The organism is Gayadomonas joobiniege G7 (assembly GCF_000300815.1).
In the GTDB taxonomy this organism is placed as follows: Bacteria; Pseudomonadota; Gammaproteobacteria; order Enterobacterales; family Alteromonadaceae; genus Catenovulum; species Catenovulum joobiniege.
In genome coordinates, this window is the sequence record NZ_AMRX01000006.1 from 500,518 (window position 1) to 522,116 (window position 21,599).

The window sequence follows — 21,599 nt, forward strand, 5'->3', positions numbered from 1 at the left end:
CCATGCCGAATCAGCGTATATTTGTTGCCGGACACAAGGGTATGGTCGGCTCCGCGATTGTTCGTTTGCTCAAACTTGAGTCGAACCTAGATATTATAACCCGAAGTCGGCACGAGTTAGACTTAACAAACCAACAGCAGGTTCAAGCGTTTTTTAAATCAGAAAAAATTGATCAGGTGTATCTAGCTGCGGCAAAGGTGGGGGGAATTCACGCAAATAACAGCTACCCAGCAGACTTTATTTATCAAAATTTGATGATTCAAAACAATGTTATTCATGCTGCGCATGGAGCTGGAGTACAGGATCTTTTATTTTTAGGCTCTTCGTGCATTTATCCAAAATTTGCTAATCAACCAATGGCAGAAGCTGAACTTTTAACTGGCACTTTAGAGCCAACCAACGAACCTTACGCCATCGCAAAAATTGCCGGCATAAAATTGTGTGAATCGTATAACCGACAATATCAGCGTAATTATCGCTCGGTAATGCCCACTAATTTATATGGCCCCTTTGATAACTTTCATCTTGAAAATTCGCATGTGATCCCAGCGTTAATTCGCCGTTTTCATGAAGCAAAAATTATGCAGCAAAAACAGGTGGTCGCTTGGGGCAGTGGCAAGCCTAAACGAGAGTTTTTGTATGTAGACGATATGGCCGCGGCTTGTTTGCATGTTATGAATTTGCCAGCCGAGCTTTATCAAACAAATACTCAACCTATGCTGAGCCACATTAATGTGGGTTATGGCAGCGATATTAGTATTGCTGAGTTGGTTAAAACGGTTGCCGAAGTTGTGGGTTTTAACGGTGATATTAAATTTGATAGCAGTAAACCCGACGGTGCGCCGCGCAAGTTAATGGATTGTTCGAGATTAAATCAATTAGGTTGGCAGCCAAAAGTTGATTTACGCACGGGTTTGCAACAAACCTATCAGTGGTTTTTAGAAAATGAAACCCAATCACCGCAGGATGGTTAAACACCGCATATTTATGTAGGTCGGGTCCACCGTCAGGTGCACCCGACACCATGCAGACGATTGGGGTGTTCGGTTATTAGGTTATTTATGCAAACCCCTGTGTTGTGTGCATTTGTCGGCTGCACCTGCGGTGGAGCCGACCTACAATTGGTGGAGCCGACCTACAATTGGTGGAGCCGACCTACAATTGGTGGAGCCGACATACAATTGGTGGAGCCGACATACAATCGGTGTACCCGACATCCGGAAAATAAATAACTCACGATTAATTATTTAAACTTTTGCTTATACCTTGCAGCATGCCAAAAAGCCCCTTACAATTAATTATCTTTCGCATTTGAGTGTAGTAGTGAAACAATATGTCATTAAATTTGGGCTATGGACACTCAGCTATTTTTTGCTGGCCCGCTTCAGTATGCTGGCCTTTTCGGAGCAAATTGCCAATATTGCGTTAATCTGGCTGCCTTCTGGTTTGGCTCTTTACCTGTTTGTTTATCATGGTGGGATACGGGTTTTACCGGCTATTTTTATCGCCAGTTTTGCCGCCAATTTTCCGGGATGGCAGCAGTTTACCCTGTCTGATCAGCTGTTTTATGGTTCAATTTCTGCTTTGGTGGATACCCAATTTGCGCTGATCAGTGGCCTTTTATACCTACATTTATTACCAGAAGGGGTGCGCTCGCCACGTGAGTTGTTTCGTTTAGCTATATTTCCCTGTTTTTTTCCTTGTTTAATTACCGCCGCTATTTTGTCGTTAGCTTTGTTTCAATCTGGCCTGATATCTGCGTCAGAAGTTTTGCAAAATTTAGTATCTATCTCAATGGGCGACATGCTGGGTATTTTAATATTAATGCCAATTTTTGTTGCCTGGCACAGACGCCACGAAGAAAGCTTTAATCATGATGCCAGTTGGCATTTGGGGGTTGTGCTGGCGTTTGTTTGCATTATTGGCTCTTTTTATTTTGGCCGCTGGTTAGCTTTTTTATTTTTACCCGCCTGTTTGATGATAGTGTTTGGAACAAAAAGTTTGTATAGCTACTCTGTATTGGCCATTTGTTTAACTTTGTATAATGGTTTAACTATTTATCTTTACGATATACAGCATTTAAACTCGATTCATTTGCAAACTTTGGCTTTTTCTGTGTGTTCGGCTTTTGTGGTACTTGCGGTCACCACGCAGCAGCGCATGTTATTAAAAGAGTTTAGTTTACGAGACAGGTGGGAACATATTGCCAAACATGATGCGCTCACCGGGTTGGCCAGCCGCGAAAGTGTATTTGAGTTAGTTAAAAGTTATATGGTGTCGCAAAACAAAAACAGCGCTTTTTGCATCGCTATTATTGATATTGATTTATTTAAAGATATTAACGACACCTATGGGCATTTAGCTGGTGACAAAGTATTGGTTGAATTTACTAAGTGCTTGTCTAAAAATATTCGCAAAAGTGACGTGTTAGGACGCATTGGCGGTGAAGAATTTTTATTGTATATACCAGACTCTAAAGTTGTAGACGCGGTTAATTTGGTCAATAAGTTAAAAGATCAAATCAGTGAGCGGCCATTTGAAATAGGCGAGACTCAGTTACTAGTCACTTTTAGCGCAGGGGTTAGTTGTTGGACGCTTGGTGATACGTTAAGTGATTTAATGTCGCGCGCCGACCAACATTTGTACCAAGCCAAAAAAGGCGGCCGCAACAAAGTTGTCGGGTAGGTCGGTTCCGCCAACGGCGCAGCCGACAAATGCAGACGCCGCAGTTGTTGGTTAATTTTTTGTGTATGTAAGGGCAAGGGGCGTACGCCCAAACCCCCACACGAAAACCTTAACCCACGCGAACATCGCCAATGGTGCGGATGCCGTTGTGTTTGGCGCGGGCGAGTATGTTTTTAGCCCATTTTCTGTGGGTGGCGGGCTCTGCCATAACGCCGTTTTGGTTAAACACGGCTTCATCTGTATTCATAATTTTTAGGGCGCTATCATATTCGCTTTTAGCCACTTTAAACGCGTCTTGAATAACAGGGATTTGATTTGGGTGAATCGCGGTTTTGCCAACAAATCCATAATTAATATCAGTTTCTAGTTCTTGTTTTAATATGTTTGGATCGCTAAAGCGCTCGTTGACTGGCGCGGTTAAGGCAAATCCGCGCGGGCTAAATACCGCGACTAACATGCCAAGCACGTAACCCATTGGGCTGTCGTAAAGAGTGCCCGTTTGTGGACGTCTTAAACCCATGCAGTTAAGTAGGTCATTTCCGCCTATGCGCAGCGTTAAAATTTTAGCTTGTATTGCTTGCTGCTGAGTATCGGCTAATAAGTCGGCTAGTTTTTGCATTTTGCTTTCAACTAAAACATCTTTGCATTCTAGTGTTGGCATAAGTAATAAATCATTTTGATTTAGTGCATTAAACCAGCTTTTCATGTTGCTGGCATTAAACTTGGGTAAAACCACACCGGCAAAACCTTGGGTATTAAATCTGCTGGTAATGGTATCTAACATGTTTGCATCTCGGGGGCGAACAAATACATGTGGCGCGGTCCCTTGCATCTGCGGGTTTAATAATAACTCACTAACCGCTTTTAATGCAGTTAAGCCTTTTTTTATGTCTTTTTCGGCCAGTGCATCTTCTAAACAGATCACCATAGAGCGCAGCGCAGGGATGCGCTGGCCTGTTACTAATTGTTTTAAATTAGGGTGAGTGGCGGGCACGTACAAAGTAGCGCCCAGTTCAAACGGGGAAAGCGGCATGTCAATTAACCTTTTTTATAATGGTAATGGCGCGATAACCGCCTAATTTATCGCCCACAGCTTGAATGTTTACGTTATTTTTTTCGGCCAGATAACATAACAATGCAACATCTGGATCTTTTTTATCTCGCACCAATACATGTTCAGGAACACGGCGCATAACCGCGCGTGTGGCTTCGGCAATGCCAGGTTTTATGCGGTTAATATTTTTTATTTTAAATTCGTTTTGTAAGGTTTCAATCGCTTGCTGGCTTTGTTTATGTTTTTTTATACGTTCTTGATCTAACCAAACACAAGCAGGTATGTTAGCCGCATCGAGTTTTCTGATGAGGGTGTAAATTTTATCAACAAATTCTTGCGACACATCTAAATCGCTTAAATGATTCCAAAGTTTGGCACCATGGTAGCCATGATCTCGCCATAAGGTCCGGCTGATTAATCCAGACACTGTCGCGCCTAAAATGCCCGAAGGAATTAACCAATCGTCACCGGATGCAGCTAACCAAGCGCAGCCACCGGGATCGGCCAGCACCGCTAGTTTTGGGGGTGTTGGGTAACCGCCTCGCTCGCTCAACGAACGGCTAAGTTCGCCGCTAATTGCCCCTTTGCCTGTCCAGCCGTCAACAAATATAATATTGGATCTTTGGTGTTTGCTTTCGATTTCTAACATTGCACTATGGTCCAAACCCCGATCTCGGATGATGCTAACCCCATAATGAAAAACAGGTTTGTTAGTGAGCGACTGTATGGTGCGTTTTAATAATACACCAAGCGGCACACCGGCTCTGACTAAAGAGACTAAAACAATTTCAGGGGCCATCATTTGGTCGTGCACTATGCTTTTAGCCAGCGAAAGCGTTTCTACGGCTAAACGCGGGGCACCGGCATTAAAGGCTTTATTAAACAGCGAAATATGTTCATCCGACGGGGCTTGTTCAAACGATAACATGTCTGAATAATGGGCTTGACCCGTTTGAATGAGTGTTTCTTTCTGGTTTACGTCAGTAAGTTGAATATCGACTGGATTGATTAAAAACGTTACATCGTCTGCACTGTAAGAGCCGGAAAAAGTCATGTTAAGTTCCTTTAGTTATAAACCCTGCCAAATTTGGCTTTTTTGCGGCAATGCAATTAAATCGCATAATCCCATAAAGGGTAAGTCCGTTAAGCTGTCGCCTATGCCTATACTGAGTTTATTTTGTAAATCCGCATCGTATTCTAATAAAAACTCAACGGCATTTTTTTTAGCAATGCATTTAGGTATCCAAGCCAGATTATTACTATTTTGATGTATATATATGTCGCTGTCATCCGTGATGCCAGAAACTTGTTGAACTTTTTGCTTTAACAAACTGAGTTGATCTTCATCGGCTGAATTACGAACTTTTGCCACTAAATATATATTTGTACCAAACTCTTGATTCATACGGCACCAGGCATCAAGGCCGGGCAGGTCGTAATCCTGTGGTTTGGCGAGTATTTTTTGGATACAGGTTTCTAAATGCTCAAGTTCGCTGTTTATACGCGCCAAATCTGAATTGGTTTTATTTTGCCAAACTTTTAGTGGTTGTTTGTTTTTATCTAAAATAACCGCGCCATGAGTGGTGACCTGATACGAATTAAAATTGATTTTAACGCGCGCCATCTGCTCAGACTGGCGGGCGGTCACTGGGATCAGTGTGCTTGTATTTTGTAACCAGTTTAATAGTACTTGCTGTTTTTTATTTATAAAACTACGCACTTTGCCGGTGGCATCACTTGCGCCTGGTTGTGCCGAGGCTAATTCGCTTTTTGTCATTTTGCGCGGGGTTTGAAAAAGCGTATCGTCTAAGTCGGTAAAACAAACAATTTGATTTGTTTGGTTTTGATTCATGGGGTTATCACCTGTATTGACCTTGGCGTATTTTGCAGCCAGTTTTGATCCCAACTGTCTGCCGGGGTATTAGAGCAAATTAAGCACGTATGTTTTTTTTCTGGCAGGTTATAAGCGTACATATAAATGCCCAAGCCATAGTTGTCTTTAAATGTTTGTTTGTATTTCATGGTATCGTTTAGTTCAACCGGTGAACGTGTGGTGGCGCTAAAAGTAACTTCGATGCCCGCTTTTTCTAATTGTTCGGCTAATAAAAACGGCTCCCATACATATTCGCCGCAGCCTAACACATGAACTTTATCACCGGCATTAAATTGATGAGCCAGTTTAGGTAGCGCAGCCGGTTCATCGGCTAACAGTTGTACCGAATTCAGGCCGTAACGACAGCTTTGATAATCCAACAAAGGGGCTTTTGATTTAGCGGGCCAACGCTCAGCTGGTAGCGGTTTGGCGTTAAAGTCTGGATCTGCTTTAAACGACCATTGTCCTTGTAAAATACTGACAGAGGTACAGTTAACACCCAATTCAGCAATTTTTTGTTCTGCCGCGCCGCCAGACCAGTCGGTTAGCATGACTAAATAAACCTGTTTTATTTGTTTAAGTTCACTTTTAATCAATGCTTGGTAGAGGTTTTTAAAGGTATTGCCGGTGGTGGCTTCGTCGTCGACCAATACCAGTGTATCAATATTATTTAAAGCCCCGGGTTGGCCGTTAAAATAATGCAAGCTATGCTGGGTGGCATGGCTATGATCTTCTGAAAACTCAGCCATGATGGGCACATTATTATGCGGATGCCGGGTAGAAGATAAATATTTTACGTTAGAAGAAACACGTGCTAATTCCCGAGCAACACCAGCCCCTAAACCTACCGCAGTTTCGGCCATGCCGCAGACTAAGATGTTTTTACTGTTAGACAGGTCAATATTTTTAGCCAAACTGGCATACGCCATTTGCATAAATTTTGGTGCAACTGGCATATGTCGGCCTAAAATGGTAGAGACAAATAAAAAGGGGCGTTTGGGATTAATACGCTGCGCCAACCGGCAAAACGTTAATAATTTAGCGCGGTCGGCGTCGGTTTTTATTTGTACTGTGCCAGCTTCCAGCTCAAATGAATGTACTGGCATGGTTATCCTTTGTTGTTATTAATAAAGTCGTCAACACTGTTATTTGGTGCCTGACGGCCTTGTTCGTTTGCTAGGCGAATTTCTGCTTCGCGATCTTTAAGTGCTTTGGTTTGCGCTCGCTGTTTGAGTTTTTTGCGAACATAAAAAAATCCTAAGATCCACAGTATTAGGTAGAGCGCAAATCCTAAGTATCTAAACCAAGGTGTGCCATCGCCTTTGTCGGCGCTTTCAACTTTAAGCAAGTTAGGGTAAGCAGAGATTAAATCTAACCGCCAGCCATACGAGACAAAACGTCTGGGTTTACCATCGTTTACCGCAGCAGCGGCCTGAGCCTGCACGTCGGCACTGTCAAATTTAAAATAAAACGGAAATCCCCAGCCGGTATCTGTATTTTTAAAGACCCGAGTTTTGCCGTTTTCTTTTATCGTTAATACCTGATAAAAATCGCGCGAGATGCGACTTTCGCCTGTGGTTTGATCTTTTTCTGGTGCTCTAAAGTCTTGCCGCTTAACTTCGGTATTGGTGACAGTCACAATAGTGGCTTCGGGCAAATAAAAGTCTAACCATACGAGGCCAATTAAAAAGATAAGGCCGATGGCCCCTGCGAGAATTTTTTTAAACATAACTTACCCTGTTTTAATTGATGGTGTCTCTGTTAGTTAACTGAATTATACCTGATTGAGTTCAATAGAACAGTTTAATAGGCTTGAATTTTGACATAAAATGACATAGCTTGTATATAAAAATCAAACAATAAGAATGCGTCAAATAAAATTCATCCAGGCGATTTAAGATTTGCTGGACAGGGGCTCTGGCGCTCACCTAGAATGCATGTACAACCTGGGATAAAACAATTTTTTTAACTTTTGCTCACAAAGAGGATATCGAGTTATGGTCAGTCTTGCTAAAAATCAATCTGTTTCACTTGCCAAAACAGCTAATAAAACCTTATCTAACATTACGATAGGGTTAGGTTGGGATCCGATTAAAAAGAAAGGCGGTTTTTTGTCGAGCATTTTTGGTGGCGGTGGTGGTGACATCGACCTGGATGCCAGTTTATTAATGTTAGATGCCAATGCGGGCGTGGTTGATAAAGTTTGGTTTCGTCAGCTTAAATCTAAATGTGGCGCTGTAGTGCATACGGGCGATAACTTAACGGGTGAAGGTGACGGTGATGATGAAGCCATTAAAGTAGATTTAACCCGTATTCCGGCTAATGTGACGTATTTAGGCGTTACAGTGAATAGTTTTCGTGGTCAAACGTTTAACGAAGTTGAAAATTCGTTTTGTCGTGTATTGGACCAAAATGGCAAAGAGTTAGTGCGTTACGATTTAAAAGAGCAGGGCAATTATACCGCAACGTTAATTGGCATGTTAAAGCGCAGTGGGGATGACTGGGAATTTAAAGCGTTAGGGGTTATGGGGAATGGTCGCACCGTGGACGAGTTAACGGCATTGGCGAGTCAAAACACTTTTTAATCAACGGATATTAAGATGACAGTAGAGCTGATCCCTGGCGCTAATGCAGCGCTGACGGCCACCGATATTGTGGTTAAAGTAGCGACTGGCGGCGCGGCTGACGTGTCGTCTTTTAGATTATACGACGGCGGTAAAACCCGTATTGATGAAGATTTTATTTTTTATGGACAAAAGATAAATGATGATCGCACGGTTGAATTTTTGCAAAACGGCAATACAACTGAGTTTGCGGTTAAATTAAATTTGCTAAACAAGGATGTGCAAAAAATTGCGTTTAGCGCAACGGTCGATAGCGGCACTGTGGCGGCACTTGGGTTTATTAAAGTATCGGTTAATGCAGGCAGCGAAACCTTAATCAGCGCCGATGTGCCAGTTGATAATCGCAGTGAAAAAGCGCTTATTTTAGGTGAGCTGTATTTGCGTAACGGACAGTGGAAATACCGTAATGTATCACAAGGATTTGATGGTGGTTTGCAACCACTGGCAGAACATTTTGGTGTTGAGATTGCTAATGATCCAACCCCAACCCCAGCGCCAGCACCGAGTCCAGCGCCTGCAATTAATTTAAGCAAGGTTACGCTGACTAAAAACTCACCCAGTGTGAGTTTGACTAAACGCAGTGGTGGTTATGGTTTAATTAAGGTGAATTTAAACTGGACGCAAAAAGTTAAAAGCGGTTTTTTTGGCAGTACAAATATAGATTTAGATATTGGCTGTTTTGTACGTCTTAAAAATGGTCAAAAAGGAGTGGTGCAAGCATTAGGCAATGCGTTTGGTGATTATGAGCAAGCGCCGTTTGTAAAGTTAACCGGTGATGATAGAACTGGCCAGTCTAGTGATGGAGAATGGTTGCATATTAATGGCGATCAGTGGGCGCAGTTAGATGAGGTTTTGGTTTATACCTTTATTTATGAAGGGGCTGTTAACTGGCAAGAAGCCAATGCGTCCGTGACTTTACATGCGCCGGGCCAGCCACCAGTTGAAACCTTTTTAACCGAAGGCAATAAAAAAATGGGCATGTGTGCAATTGCCCGGCTGGTTAATGATAATGGCAATGTAAAAGTGGAACGATTGAACTCTTACCATAATGGTCACTCAGAGTTAGACAAACAATATGGTTGGGGTTTTCGTTGGCAACGAGGTTCTAAATAATTTTAATCGAGGAAAGGTTATGAGCTTTTTTGATAAGGTAAAAAGTACGTTTTCACAGGGCCGTGAGTCGTTAATGAAAGAAGTCAGCAAGTTTAAAAACGCTGAGTTTATGGAAGCAACCGTGAGTGCTTGTGCGTTAATTGCGTATGCAGATGGCGAAGTATCTGCCGCTGAAAAACAAAAAATGATGGGTTTTATTCAAAACTCTGAAGAGTTACAACACTTTGATACTCAAAAAGTGATTGATGTATTTAATAAGGTGATTAGCAAACTTGAGTTTGACATGGAAATCGGCAAAGCCGAAGCACTGCGCACCATAGGCAAAGTCAGCAATAAACCTGAACAAGCCAGGTTGGTTATTCGAGTGGCAATTGCTATTGCAAACAGTGATGGTGAATTTGATAACTCAGAAAAAGCCATGGTTCGCGAAATTTGTGTCGATTTAGGCCTTAATCCGGCTGAGTTTGGAGTTTAAATAAACCTATGGAACTTGGATTTCCGCTTGAAACCATTTTGGTTTTTGTTGTTTTAACGGTTGGTGGTTTCTTTTTAGATATGTATGCGCACCGGGCTGATAAAGTGGTGCCGTTAAAATCGGCGATTTTATGGTCGCTGTTTTGGATTGGCTTAGCGATTGCGTTTGGTTTTTATTTAGAATATCGCCATGGCGAAACGGTTGCTAACCTGTATTTTACGGGTTATGCACTGGAAAAAGCACTTAGCGTAGACAATTTATTTGTCTTTATGGCGCTGTTTAGCTGGTTTGCAATTCCTGATCATTTAAGACACAGGGTGTTATATTGGGGCATTGTTGGCGCCATTGTATTTAGAGCCATATTTGTTGCAATTGGTACCTCGCTGCTGGCGTTTGGTCCTTGGGTGGAATTGTTATTTGCTGCAATCGTCGCTTACACCGCGGTATTAATGTTAAAAGCAAACGATGATGACGATGAGTTAGAAGATTATTCTGAGCACGTTGCGTACAAATTTGTTCGAAAAATTTGGCCTGCTTATCCTAAATTGGCTGGCAACCGGTTTTTTCTTAACCGCAAAGAAGTTGAAACTGAGCTGGCAAAACCTGAAAACAATAAGTTGAGTTTGGATTTAAGTAAATCTAAAACTTGGGTTACGCCGTTATTTTTATGTTTGGCTGTGGTTGAGGTGTCGGATGTTATGTTTGCATTTGACTCTGTGCCTGCGGTTATTGCGGTGAGTCGTGAACCTTTGATTGTATATAGCGCTATGATGTTTGCAATTTTAGGTTTAAGAACCATGTATTTTGTTTTAGAAGCAATGAAGCGATATTTAGTGCATTTAGAAAAAGCGGTTATTGCACTGTTATTTTTTATTGCGGCAAAACTGGCGTTAAGTGCAACTGACCATATGTTTGGTCATGGTTATAAAATTCAGCCGGACGTATCTTTATACGTGGTATTAGGTGTGCTGGCACTTGGGGTTGTTGCCTCTGTGTTTAGTCGCGAAAAAGCTGAATAAATGTTTATCTGGGGGCCTGTGTCCCCGGCAATTGATTAATTTTTACTGTTAATAAAACTACAGGAGTAGACAAAATGGCTGTTTCATTAAGCAAAGGTGGTAACGTAAGTTTATCAAAAGAAGCTCCAGCAATGACTGAGTGTTCAGTCGGTTTGGGCTGGGATGACCGTTCTACCGACGGTGCACCTTTTGATTTAGATGCATCTGTATTTATGCTCGGTGAAGGCGATAAAGTTCGCTCAGATGCCGATTTTATCTTTTACAATAACTTAAAAGGTGAAGGTGTTGAGCATACAGGTGATAACCGCACTGGTGAAGGTGATGGTGATGACGAAGTGATTAATGTGACTTTTGCATCTGTCCCTGCTGATGTTAAAAAGTTAGCATTTGCTGTAACCATTCACGAAGCGGAAAGCCGTAAACAAAACTTTGGTCAAGTATCTAATGCTTTTATTCGTATTGTTGATAAAAGCAACAAAACCGAAATTGCACGTTATGACTTGTCTGAAGATTATTCAACCGAAACTGCCATGATCATGGGCGAATTATATCGTCACAACAACGAGTGGAAATTCCGCGCGGTTGGTCAAGGTTACAACGACGGTTTAGGTCCATTAGCCCGCAACTATGGCGTTAACGTTTAATTTTATGTAGGTCGGCACCGCGTAGCGTTGCCGACATTCCGACAAACAATTGCGGTGTTTGGCTAAATTGTGCAATATACCGCTGCGCTGCCGGTGATTTCCTCAAAAAACGCCGTGAACCCATCCGTGGGGGCTCGACACCGGCTCCCTGCCGGTGACGTTTTTTCGTAAACCCCCAACATCACGTCGAATTGATGCACATTGGCTTGAGGCTTCCTCCGCGTAGGTCGGCACCGCGTAGGTCGGCACCGCGTAGCGTTGCCGACAAATGCAAACAATTGTGGCGTTTGCCTACACTGTGCAATATACCGCTGCGCTGCTGGTGATTTCCTCAAAAAACGCCGTGAACCCATCCGTGGGGGCTCGACACTGACTCCCTGCCGGTGACGTTTTTTCGTAAACCCCCGACATCCCGCCGAATTGCTGCACATTGGCTTGAGGCTTCCTCCGCGTAGGTCGGCACCGCCATCGGCGTTGCCGACAAATGCAAACAATTGTGGCGTTTGCCTACACTGTGCAATATACCGCTGCGCTGCCGGTGATTTCCTCAAAAAACGCCGTGAACCCATCCGTGGGGGCTCGACACCGGCTCCCTGCCGGTGACGTTTTTTCGTAAACCCCCAACATCACGTCGAATTGATGCACATTGGCTTGAGACTTCCTCCGCGTAGGTCGGCACCGCGTAGCGTTGCCGACATTCCGACAAACAATTGCGATGTTTGTAGGGCACAATAATTTCACAAACAATGGCGGTGTTTGCCTATTGTCGGCTGCACCTTCGGTGGAGCCGACCTACATTATTCGTGCATGTTGCAGCCTCGGCAAAGAATTGTGTTGTTGCCGACATTCCGCACAGGTGGACCCGAGTTAGTTTGTCTTGAGCTTTCCAACGGACTCTTGGATTCGGGATTTGAGGTCGGGCTCATCAAACCTATTTATCCAAACTTTATAATCTTCGGGTGATTTGCGGGCAAGGGCTTGCGCTGCTGCATAAATGGCCATGTGGCGGCTTTCTGGATTGGTAATTTTAGCTGCCCAGTTTAAAACTTTTTGTGGATTTTGATCTTTGTATTGATGAACGTATTTATTTAATACTCGGTCGTATGCGGGGCGATAGGCTTGGATGTTTATATAGTCGAGTAAGGCTTCTGGATCTTTTTGTAGCCATTGATCTAAAGCGCCAAATAGCAGTGATTCTTTATTTGGTAAGTTTTCTGTGCTGATTATTGAATCTATCACCCAGGCCGGATCGTTAGAGTTTAATGTCATTTGTCGGCCAACGGCCGGTGTTGCTTTTAACGCGATTGTCGAATGTTCTGTTTGGCTGATAAAGTCTATTAATGAGGTTGCGCCTAGGTGACTGGCATGTTGGCTCAATAAACCAGCTGCTACGTCTTCGTATATAAAATGCGCGTCTGAATTCATAAACAATTTTAAACGTTCAATGGTATCAAAAATGTCTGGATATTGGGCATAGTGTTCGGCTAAGAGGCGGGCCACTCGGCGCCCACTAAATTGCAAATAATTTAGGTTTTTTAACGCCTGTAGCGCGGCGTGTTCATCGTCAGCTAAGAGCTCTTGTAGCGTTTTAAGTAACTGGTTATCGTTTTGGCTGTTGGCCAACTGTTGCAAAAATATCTGTGATTTAGTGGCTGCAATTGTATTTTGCGTTGCCGGTTGAGTGTCTGTATTTGAGTCTGCTGCCGGTTCTTTAGTTAATTTTTTAGTTTGTAATGGTAGGCTCTTATCGGTATGTGCCAGTTGTTTATTCTGGATATTATTTGTTTGATATAAATAAACAATGATGGCAAGCAACAGTATAATTAAGATAACTTTAATGATGTTTTGTTTGTTCATGGCGATTTAGATCTTATCGTTTGGCATAAAACAAGAAGCAGCACTTGGCTGCTTCTTAGCGGGTGGTTAAGGCTGACCCCATCCGTAATAAAATTTGGCCCACTTATCTCCAGTGGTCCAAAAATCATTGTTTGCTTCTGTACCCCAAAGTTTGTGGTTTGCATCTGCTTGCGAAATACCAACGGTTCTTACATATACGGGTAAGTTAACGCCGGCACCCAGTGCGACTTCTTCGTCTTGAAAACGCCAGTCCTGAATATTGTTTCCGACCAATTGGTTAGATGGAAAACCCATATATTTATTTTGTTTTGCTAGCACAGTTTTAATAGCCCCCTGTGTTTTATGACCAAAACTTGCAGATATATGGCTTGAATCAGTGACTATTTCACCATCAACTTTATATATGTTGATGTCGTTGTCGATAATGTTGATATCGCTGGAGCCAGCTTCGAAGTGGATCATATTGATGTAGTTTTTACGGTATCGCCCGCCTTTAAAACTGTTACCCTGGCCGACTTTGCCAATAAATACATTTTTAACTCGGTTAAAACCAACGTTGAAAGTGGATAGGGCGTCAAAGTTGTTGTTTAACACTTCGCTATCTAAAAAGTCTATTGGTCCGGGCCCATTGCTTGGATCTGCTGTGTGCGCGTAATTGCCGTAGTCAAAGGTAAATCCTCGTGCCGAGCAAAAGTTTTTTGCTTTCCATTGGTAGGCAACTATGTGGTTGTTTGCAATGAGCATCTTGCTATCAAGCGCAGTATCGCTGGGGTAGGCACTCGAGCTTTCTGCGCTATTGATAATGCCTCTACCACCCGTAAGAGTGCTATTGGTTAGCGTTAAACCATGGGGGAGTTTGTCTCTGTCGTAGTTAATGACGACGTTCACTTTATCCACTTTAACATCGTCTACGGTCAAGTTTTTACCGGCACCCACGCTGATCCCCATTTCGACACCCGTTGCAACACGGGTGCCTTCACCATCAACACTCGAAACGTTATTTTTTAATAATGGCCAGTGACTGGCAGTAAGGTGGATATTTTTAAAACTCACGTCGTCTACATTCACTCTGAAAATAGATGAGTTTGGCGCGCTTGGATCAATTTTAGTGCTGTCGGTGACTGGGTTCATGTCGTTCCAGTCGGTCGGTGCAGTCGTGGTGTAATTAGCGTGTGTTTTGGTAAAGGTACGCATACCAGAAGCATCGTCTATGCCAAGAATCGTTAACCCTTTTGTATTGATGACCAGGTTGGCAGAAGTTGTTAGTGTTTGATCAAAATTAATTGTGCCGTATGTGCCAGCGGCGTTTTGAGCATTGTTAAATTCACCCCAGCTTAAAACACCGTCTGCGCCGCTATAGCTACTGATATTTACCGTAGCTGCTTGCACAGAAGCTGCAACCATAGACAAGGATGAAAATACAACTGCTGCCAAAATAGATTTTTGTCTGCTTGAGCCTTTTGAATGATTCATTTTTTAATCCTTTTTATTGTAAAAACTTAAATCGTTGATTTTGTCCGTTGTAACAACTCCATTGCACTATATTTGCGCCATTCGTTGTTGATTTACCGGCTACATCTATGCACTTTCCGGTTATTTTATTGCGGATCTCGAAGTGCTGGTCGCCTTTATCTTGTAACGTCCAACGCTGGTTATTATTGGCGCTGTTACAGACCCATTGATGGATCACAGCACCGTCTGCAGAGTTGCCATCTTTAAGTTCTAAACAAAGGTTGCTTTGCTGAGATTGGATTTGATATTCGTTGTTTCCCAATGCGATAAATTTAAATCTCTGGTTGCTATTTGAAGTACTACAGTTCCATTGCTGGTATTGGCTGCCGTTGGTCATGGCACCATTGGTCAGATCAATACATTTGCCAGAGTGTTTTGCTTGCAAATTAGTAAAGCCGCTTGGCACTGTGGCAACAGGTTTATATACACGGATCCAGTCAACATACATTTTGTTTTTAGATGGGTTGGCAAGATCCGAATCGCTGGCAACTATGCCCTGATTTGATCGCCATTCGTGATCTTCGGTATCTAGGATAATGTAGGTTTCTTGATCCATGTTGTACTGGGACTTGTCCAGAATAGCACCTGTGTAGTCTTTATCTTTCATAACAACCTGTGCCCAAGAACCATCAGGCGTTTGTTGTCCGTCTATATAAAAAGTAACGTCGGTTGGACTCTTCCAATAGGCTCCAAAACGATGGAACTGTTCTCGCCAGTAAGTGCCAGTCGCCGGCTCGTTATGGGTTTGGTCGTTATAGTCACTGATGATGGCGTTGGTTTGCTGATCGCGAAAAAACACATGAAAATTAGTTGACATGTTTTTGGCAAACCAGGTATCGGATGCGCCGCCATACACCTCTAGAATATCTATTTCGCGCTCATCGTTTTCGCTTAATAACCAAAAGTTTGAAGATAGCTCTAAATTGCTTACTTTGATTCGGGCTTCTAGATAGACGGGATATTTTATTTTGGTTTTTGAGGTGATCACACCTGCGTTAACTTTATTGGTACCTTGGCGCCGTGACGCACTAATAATTAAGTTACCATCGGCTACCCAAGATTCATTGCTTGACCAATGGGTGAGACCGGGGCCACTCCAATTGTTAAAATAGCTGTCATTCCATTTACTGGTGAATTGGTTGGGTTTGCCTGTGTAGTTAAATGAATCTGAATATTGAGTTTGCAGTTGCCAAACTTTGCCGGCGCCGGGGGAAGCGGGGATGGGTACGTTATCCCAGTCTTCGCTGTGTGCTGTTGTGGTTAAAAGTAATCCTGTTATTAACGCTGATAGATGTTTCATAAGACCTCCATTGGTTGTTAACAATATCTATCAGGGGTAACATTATATTAAAAACAAATTATAAACAACTGTTAACAATAATATTGATAATAAGTTTTATTTTTGTTGCTATATTAGAGTTTTATCCGTCTCAACTGATTGAATTGCCAACATTTTCGCAAACGATAGTGGTGTTTGTTGGGCACAATAATTTCACAAACAATGGTGGTGTTTGCCCATTGTCGGCTGCACCTATCGATGGAGCCGACCTACATCAGATCTGCCAGTTTTTTTAATGCCTGTAATCGTTCATCTTTATAATCCGATGCAAAACTCAAACGCACAAAGTGCTTATAGGTATCTGAGATTGAAAATAAATCGCCAGGCGTTAATACAATATTTTGTTGCAGCGCCTGTTTGTATAATTCAACGCTATTTTTGTCGGGCGCAAGTTCTACCCAAATGCACAAACCACCTTCCGGTATTGTATATTTAAAACTAAAATTCCAATGCGCATTTAATGCATTAATCAGGTTGTTTCTTTGATTCAATAATTGTTTGTTATATTGGCTAAGATGCCGGCGATAAAAACCTTCGGCCATAAAACTAGCCAGACCTTGCTGCACTGAGTCGCTGCCTGATAGTTGCATCAGCATTTTTAATCTTGCTAGCTGATCAGATTTGTTTTCGTGGTATACCCAGCCGACTCTAAGATCTCTTGATAAGGCTTTAGAAAACGAGCCGCATAATATGGTACTGCCATGTTTATCAAAGCTCTTTAATGGCGAGACAGTTCGGTAAAAACTCAAATCGCCATAAATATCATCTTCGATAATGGTAAAACCCTGTTGCTCGGCAAGCTCACACAGTCGTTTTTTGTGTTTATCAGGCATGATAGAGCCAGTGGGCGTATTAAAATTGGGGGTAACAACTAAAGCTTTAATTGGCCACTTTTTAACTGCCGCTTCAAGATTGTCTGGCAGTATCCCTAGTGTAGGAGACGAGGATATTTCAATTACTTTTAGTTTTAGCTGTTTTAATATTTGCAGTACTCCATAAAAAGCAGGGCTTTCGATTGCCACTGTATCTCCCGGCTCACAGCAATTTTGCAAGGCTAAAAATAATGCATTTTGGCAGCCATTGCTTATGCAGATTTTTGCTGGATCAAGATACAAATTGCGACTGAGGTAATGCAAAGAAATTTGTTGTCTAAGTTGTTCGTTACCCATAGGGTGGGCGTAATGCATTGCATTTTGGATATTTCGGTTTCTTAGAGATCTATTTATATGGCGGCTTAGTGTGTGCAGATGCGTAAGCTCGTTGGTAACCGCAGCGCTTGGGTAGATATCAAACGCCGCGCTTTTTTCCATAATTTGATAAAAAATGTCTGGTACGGTTACAGCTTTTGGTGGACGGGTCTGTTTTGAATGCTGAGGTTGATCACTGTTATTAAGTGAACAGACATAAAACCCGGACCTGGCTTTGGCGTAAATCAGGCCTGACGATTCCAGCATGTGCAAAGCTTTTTGAACCGAAACAACCGAACTATCAAAGTGTTTGCTAAGGGTTCGAATGGACGGGAGTTTATACCCATGCGGCCAGCTATTGTTTTCGATTTTATTTCTAAAATGTTCGGCTAATTTTTCGTACAAAAAAGGCATGAGCAGTTTTCTATTTTTTAATCTGTGCCTATTATTTTTTATTTTTTTGTATATATCAATATCAGATGGGCGCTTTAAGATCCTTCGTTAAAAATTGAGCATGAGTTTTTAACAATGACAATACCGAGTCCAGAACAGGTAATACTGACAACGGCAAAAGCGCCAGCAAAAATTTATTTTAGAGAACAAAGGGGTATTTTTCAGCGCAATAGGCGTATTTTAGCGTCTATATTAATGCTGATTTTTATTGTGTTTCCTTTTATTAAATATGATGCAAATCAAGCATTTTTGATTGATGTAGCAGAACAAAAAATACATTTTTTTAATGCCACTTTTTATCCGCAAGATCTCATGTTAGTGACGTTTATATTTGTTTTGGCAGCTTTTATTTTGTTTTATGTGTCTAGGATTTATGGTCGGGTTTGGTGTGGTTTTAGCTGCCCGCAAACAATATGGATGTTACTTTTTAATTGGGTAGAGCGGCGTATTGAAGGAAGTCACAGTCAAAGCCAGTTGTTAGATAAACAAGCAATGAATTTGAATAAACTTGCTAAAAAGTCGGTAAAACACAGTATTTGGCTGCTGATTTCGTTTTTAACAGCAACAACTTTTATGTCGTATTTTGTGCCAGTTGAAACCCTATATGCAAACTTATTTAATTTTGCAGATTACGCATTGGTGCAAGCCTGGATTTTGTTTTTTGCACTTTGTACATATATTAACGGTGGCTGGATTAAAGAAAAAATGTGTTTGCATATTTGCCCATATGCTAGGTTTCAGTCAGCGATTTTTGATAAACATACTAAAGTTGTCACTTATGATGCCAGTCGTGGTGAGCAGCGGGGGCCACGAAAACGTAAACATAATAAACCTGATGGTTTGGGTGATTGTGTTGATTGCAAGCTTTGTGTAGATGTGTGTCCAGTGGGTATAGACATACGTAAAGGTTTGCAATATGAGTGCATTAGTTGCGGTTTATGCATAGATGCGTGTGACTCTGTCATGTCTAAATTTAATTATTCTAAAGGACTTATCAAATTTAACTGGCAACAGGCACCTAAGCGAGCTGGGTTACGTCATTTGGGGTATGGATCTGTTACTTTTATCACGCTATTGATGATGGGGTTATGGTTTGCTGAGCGAACTGAGTTTGAGACTAACGTATTACGTGATAGAAATAAACTGTATCGAGAGGACTTTAATGGATTTATCGAAAACACTTATACCATTAAAACTTTAAATAAATCTCAAGATACCAAAGTTTTTAGCTTGCGTCTGGTTGATACTGACCATTTTAGTTTTGTAAAAATAAAAAACTTTGAGGTATCGCCCGGTGAATATTATACCCAAGTGGTTTCGGTTAAATCCAAAACTCGACAATTGCTCACTCCCATTGAATTTAAACTCCAAGATTTAAATTCAAGCGAAGTACAAAGCATACAAACTTCGTTTTATGGGCCAGGGGAGTAGGTCGGCACCGCGTAGCGTTGCCGACAATGTGCAAACAATGGCGGTGTTTGGCTAAACTGTGCAATATACCGCTGCGCTGCCGGTGATTTCCTCAAAAAACGCCGTGAACCCATCCGTGGGGGCTCGACACCGGCTCCCTGCCGGTGACGTTTTTTCGTAAACCCCCGACATCACGTCGAATTTATGCACATTGGCTTGAGGCTTCCTCCGCGTAGGTCGGCACCGCGTAGCGTTGCCGACAAATGCAAACAATTGCGGTGTTTATGGGGCACAATAATTTCATAAACGATGGTGGTGTTTGCCTGTTGTCGGCTGCACCTTCGGTGGAGCCGACCTTGTATCTCTCTGCATTAAGTGGTTAGCTATTACTTAATGCATCCAGAAGTCAGTGAGTTTGTTGCCGACCTGAGCAAATAAATGCTGTTTCGTAGATTAAACCCTGACTTCTTTTTCTCAATAAACTGAATGGTATCCAAGCGCACTTTAACGAGTTGACGCTGCATGTGCAAGGGGAGTCTATAGAGATGATGTACTTTACTGGCATCGATATTAGTAAAAATAAAATTGACGTTTGTTGGCTTAGAGACGCTCACAAAGGAAAGAAAAAATCCAAAGTATTAAAAAATAATGCTGATGGCCATCAAGCATTGGCTAAATGGCTGTTAGACAACATTAAAGCTAAACCTGAGCAGGTTATCGTGACTCTTGAACCGACCGGTGTTTATCATGAAGCCTTGATGTACTTTTTATATGATCACGGATTTAAGCTTTACCTTGTGAATTCAGGGTACGCAAAAAAGTATGCACAGGCGATTAACCTAACGCATAAGACGGATAAATCTGATGCATTTATGCTCGCCAATTACGGTTGTGCTCAGCAGGGGAAAATAGAATTCTGGAAGCCAGAGCCCATTGAAGTACGGGAGCTTAACGCACTGCTGAGACGATTAGATGCGCTAGAAGCCGACTACAAGAGAGAATTAAATCGTCTAGATTCCAGTGAGTTTGGCTTGTCTTCTGAGCGGGTTGTAATGTCTTTAAAAGACATGATCCAAGCGCTAGAAGCAGAAATAAAGAAGCTTACAGAAGACATAGATGATCATATTAACAGAAACCCGGAATTAAAAAATAACCGAAAGCTTTTAGGAAGTATTCCAGGTATTGGCTCGGCGTTCTATCGAGAGAGCTAACATATCTCTTTGCATCTAAAACCTTTAAAAATGCTAAGGAAGTCGGTGCATATCTAGGTTTAATCCCCAAATTAAACGAATCAGGTAAGCTAAAAGGCCGCACGACTTTAAGTAAGGCTGGTCCCTCTCGTATTCGCGCAAAACTATATATGGCCGCGATAGTCGCAGGTCAATTCAATCACAGCATAAAGGCGCAAAAGAGTCGGCTATTGGCGAAAGGAAAAACAAAAATGCAGGCTTTAGGTGCAGCGATGCGCAAACTGGCACAAATGTGTTTTGGAGTGATCAAAAATCAAACCGAATATCAGCCTCAAGTCACTTAAATCTCGACTTGAAGCTGGTTGTGAGAGATGGTATCCACGATATTCATGCATTTGGCAACTTCGGCATAGGATAGCGGTGTTTATGGGGCGCAATAATTTCATAAACGATGGTGGTGTTTGCCTGTTGTCGGCTGCACCTTCGGTGGAGCCGACCTACGAGAACCTGACGATCCCGATGGGCGAATTTTACACAATGGGTTAGAAACCAAAAAATTGGTTGCGGGAGCTGGATTTGAACCAACGACCTTCGGGTTATGAGCCCGACGAGCTACCAGACTGCTCCATCCCGCGACACTGAGATATGATATTTGACCTGTGAACGCTGGTGTTTGTTCAACAGTTTTTTTGCGTATAACTAATACAAAATTACAAACAGATGTGGCGTTTGCATTTTGTTGGCTGCACCTATCGGTGGACCCAACCTACGAGAACTTTACGATCCCGATGGGCGAATTTTGCACAATGGGTTACAAACCAAAAAATTGGTTGCAGGGGCTGGCTTTAAACCAACGACCTTCCCAGAGGGTAAAGAGTTAGCCCGATGGGCGAATTTTACACAATGGGTTACAAACCAAAAATTGGTTGCGGGAGCTGGATTTGAACCAACGACCTTCGGGTTATGAGCCCGACGAGCTACCAGACTGCTCCATCCCGCGACACTTTCCGTTATTCGCATCAGTTGCTGCGTTAACGTGGCGTGCATACTATAGGTTTAATTTTTAAATGCAAGCGTTTCATGACAAAAAAATTTCAACCGTTTCTTTTTTAATCAATTCGGCGCTTTGTGTATATTCTTTGTTAAAAAACATTGGTTTATAAT

At 42.2% G+C, this 21,599-nt stretch carries 17 protein-coding genes, 2 tRNA genes and 1 pseudogene; 9 read left to right on the forward strand and 11 right to left on the reverse strand.

From position 1 onward, the window contains the following. The first annotated feature begins 2 nt into the window (after window positions 1–2). Both fcl and C727_RS19040 read left to right on the forward strand, forming a co-directional pair. On the forward strand, window positions 3–974 hold the full coding sequence (gene fcl, locus C727_RS0109500) for a GDP-L-fucose synthase (RefSeq protein ID WP_017445404.1): 972 nt from the start codon (window positions 3–5) through the stop codon (window positions 972–974). A gap of 349 nt (window positions 975–1,323) precedes the next feature. Then, complete coding sequence (locus C727_RS19040; RefSeq protein WP_155949206.1) at window positions 1,324–2,685, forward strand: sensor domain-containing diguanylate cyclase; 1,362 nt, start codon at window positions 1,324–1,326, stop codon at window positions 2,683–2,685. Between the two features lie 109 nt (window positions 2,686–2,794). On the opposite strand, the gene C727_RS0109510 is transcribed toward C727_RS19040, so the two are convergent. Genes C727_RS0109510 through C727_RS18285 form a run of 5 tightly spaced genes read right to left on the reverse strand, consistent with a single transcriptional unit; the run spans window position 2,795 to window position 7,341 of the window. Beyond that, window positions 2,795–3,718, reverse strand: a complete 924-nt coding sequence (locus C727_RS0109510) for an HpcH/HpaI aldolase/citrate lyase family protein (protein ID WP_017445406.1) — start codon at window positions 3,716–3,718, stop codon at window positions 2,795–2,797. Between the two features lies 1 nt (window position 3,719). Continuing rightward, the gene (locus C727_RS0109515; protein WP_017445407.1) at window positions 3,720–4,793 is read right to left on the reverse strand and encodes a cysteine protease StiP family protein; all 1,074 of its coding nucleotides are present in this window, start codon (window positions 4,791–4,793) and stop codon (window positions 3,720–3,722) included. 15 nt (window positions 4,794–4,808) lie between these two features. Continuing rightward, window positions 4,809–5,591, reverse strand: coding sequence for an HAD family hydrolase (locus C727_RS18280; protein ID WP_017445408.1), 783 nt, complete (start codon window positions 5,589–5,591; stop codon window positions 4,809–4,811). Continuing rightward, entirely contained in the window at window positions 5,588–6,718 is a 1,131-nt protein-coding gene (locus C727_RS0109525; RefSeq protein ID WP_017445409.1) for a phosphoribosyltransferase domain-containing protein, read from the reverse strand. Before C727_RS0109525 ends, C727_RS18280 begins: the two co-directional genes overlap by 4 nt. Window positions 6,719–6,720: 2 nt before the next feature. Then, on the reverse strand, window positions 6,721–7,341 hold the full coding sequence (locus C727_RS18285; RefSeq protein ID WP_017445410.1) for a DUF1523 family protein: 621 nt from the start codon (window positions 7,339–7,341) through the stop codon (window positions 6,721–6,723). Window positions 7,342–7,609: 268 nt separating this feature from the next. On the opposite strand from C727_RS18285, the gene C727_RS0109535 reads away from it, so the two are divergent. The 5 genes from C727_RS0109535 (at window position 7,610) to C727_RS0109555 (ending at window position 11,487) form a co-directional block, all read left to right on the forward strand. Continuing rightward, a complete protein-coding gene (locus C727_RS0109535; protein ID WP_017445411.1) occupies window positions 7,610–8,197 on the forward strand; it encodes a TerD family protein in 588 nt (195 codons plus the stop codon). Between the two features lie 15 nt (window positions 8,198–8,212). Further along, a complete protein-coding gene (locus C727_RS0109540; RefSeq protein ID WP_017445412.1) occupies window positions 8,213–9,349 on the forward strand; it encodes a TerD family protein in 1,137 nt (378 codons plus the stop codon). A gap of 19 nt (window positions 9,350–9,368) precedes the next feature. Further along, the gene (locus C727_RS0109545) at window positions 9,369–9,824 is read left to right on the forward strand and encodes a tellurite resistance TerB family protein (protein WP_017445413.1); all 456 of its coding nucleotides are present in this window, start codon (window positions 9,369–9,371) and stop codon (window positions 9,822–9,824) included. Window positions 9,825–9,832: 8 nt separating this feature from the next. Further along, window positions 9,833–10,843: a TerC/Alx family metal homeostasis membrane protein gene (locus C727_RS0109550; RefSeq protein ID WP_017445414.1), complete on the forward strand. Its 1,011-nt coding sequence runs from the start codon at window positions 9,833–9,835 to the stop codon at window positions 10,841–10,843. 74 nt (window positions 10,844–10,917) lie between these two features. Further along, entirely contained in the window at window positions 10,918–11,487 is a 570-nt protein-coding gene (locus C727_RS0109555; RefSeq protein ID WP_017445415.1) for a TerD family protein, read from the forward strand. 867 nt (window positions 11,488–12,354) lie between these two features. Here the strand turns inward: C727_RS0109555 and C727_RS0109570 are convergent. The 4 genes from C727_RS0109570 to C727_RS0109590 form a co-directional block, all read right to left on the reverse strand. Then, a complete protein-coding gene (locus C727_RS0109570) occupies window positions 12,355–13,344 on the reverse strand; it encodes a hypothetical protein (RefSeq protein WP_017445418.1) in 990 nt (329 codons plus the stop codon). 66 nt (window positions 13,345–13,410) lie between these two features. Then, window positions 13,411–14,817, reverse strand: coding sequence for a hypothetical protein (locus C727_RS0109575; RefSeq protein WP_017445419.1), 1,407 nt, complete (start codon window positions 14,815–14,817; stop codon window positions 13,411–13,413). A gap of 13 nt (window positions 14,818–14,830) precedes the next feature. Beyond that, window positions 14,831–16,156, reverse strand: a complete 1,326-nt coding sequence (locus C727_RS0109580; protein WP_017445420.1) for an RICIN domain-containing protein — start codon at window positions 16,154–16,156, stop codon at window positions 14,831–14,833. Between the two features lie 248 nt (window positions 16,157–16,404). Continuing rightward, window positions 16,405–17,796, reverse strand: coding sequence for an aminotransferase-like domain-containing protein (locus C727_RS0109590; protein ID WP_017445421.1), 1,392 nt, complete (start codon window positions 17,794–17,796; stop codon window positions 16,405–16,407). Between the two features lie 114 nt (window positions 17,797–17,910). Between C727_RS0109590 and ccoG the strand changes: the two genes are divergently transcribed. Further along, on the forward strand, window positions 17,911–19,266 hold the full coding sequence (ccoG, locus tag C727_RS0109595; RefSeq protein ID WP_017445422.1) for a cytochrome c oxidase accessory protein CcoG: 1,356 nt from the start codon (window positions 17,911–17,913) through the stop codon (window positions 19,264–19,266). Window positions 19,267–19,790: 524 nt separating this feature from the next. Beyond that, window positions 19,791–20,779: pseudogene (locus C727_RS18290) on the forward strand (IS110 family RNA-guided transposase). A 214-nt stretch (window positions 20,780–20,993) separates the two neighbouring features. Here C727_RS18290 and C727_RS0109605 read toward each other — a convergent pair. Together C727_RS0109605 and C727_RS0109610 are read right to left on the reverse strand one after the other, a co-directional pair. Further along, window positions 20,994–21,070: transfer RNA gene (locus C727_RS0109605), tRNA-Met, on the reverse strand. 288 nt (window positions 21,071–21,358) lie between these two features. Then, window positions 21,359–21,435: transfer RNA gene (locus tag C727_RS0109610), tRNA-Met, on the reverse strand. Window positions 21,436–21,599: the final 164 nt, after the last annotated feature.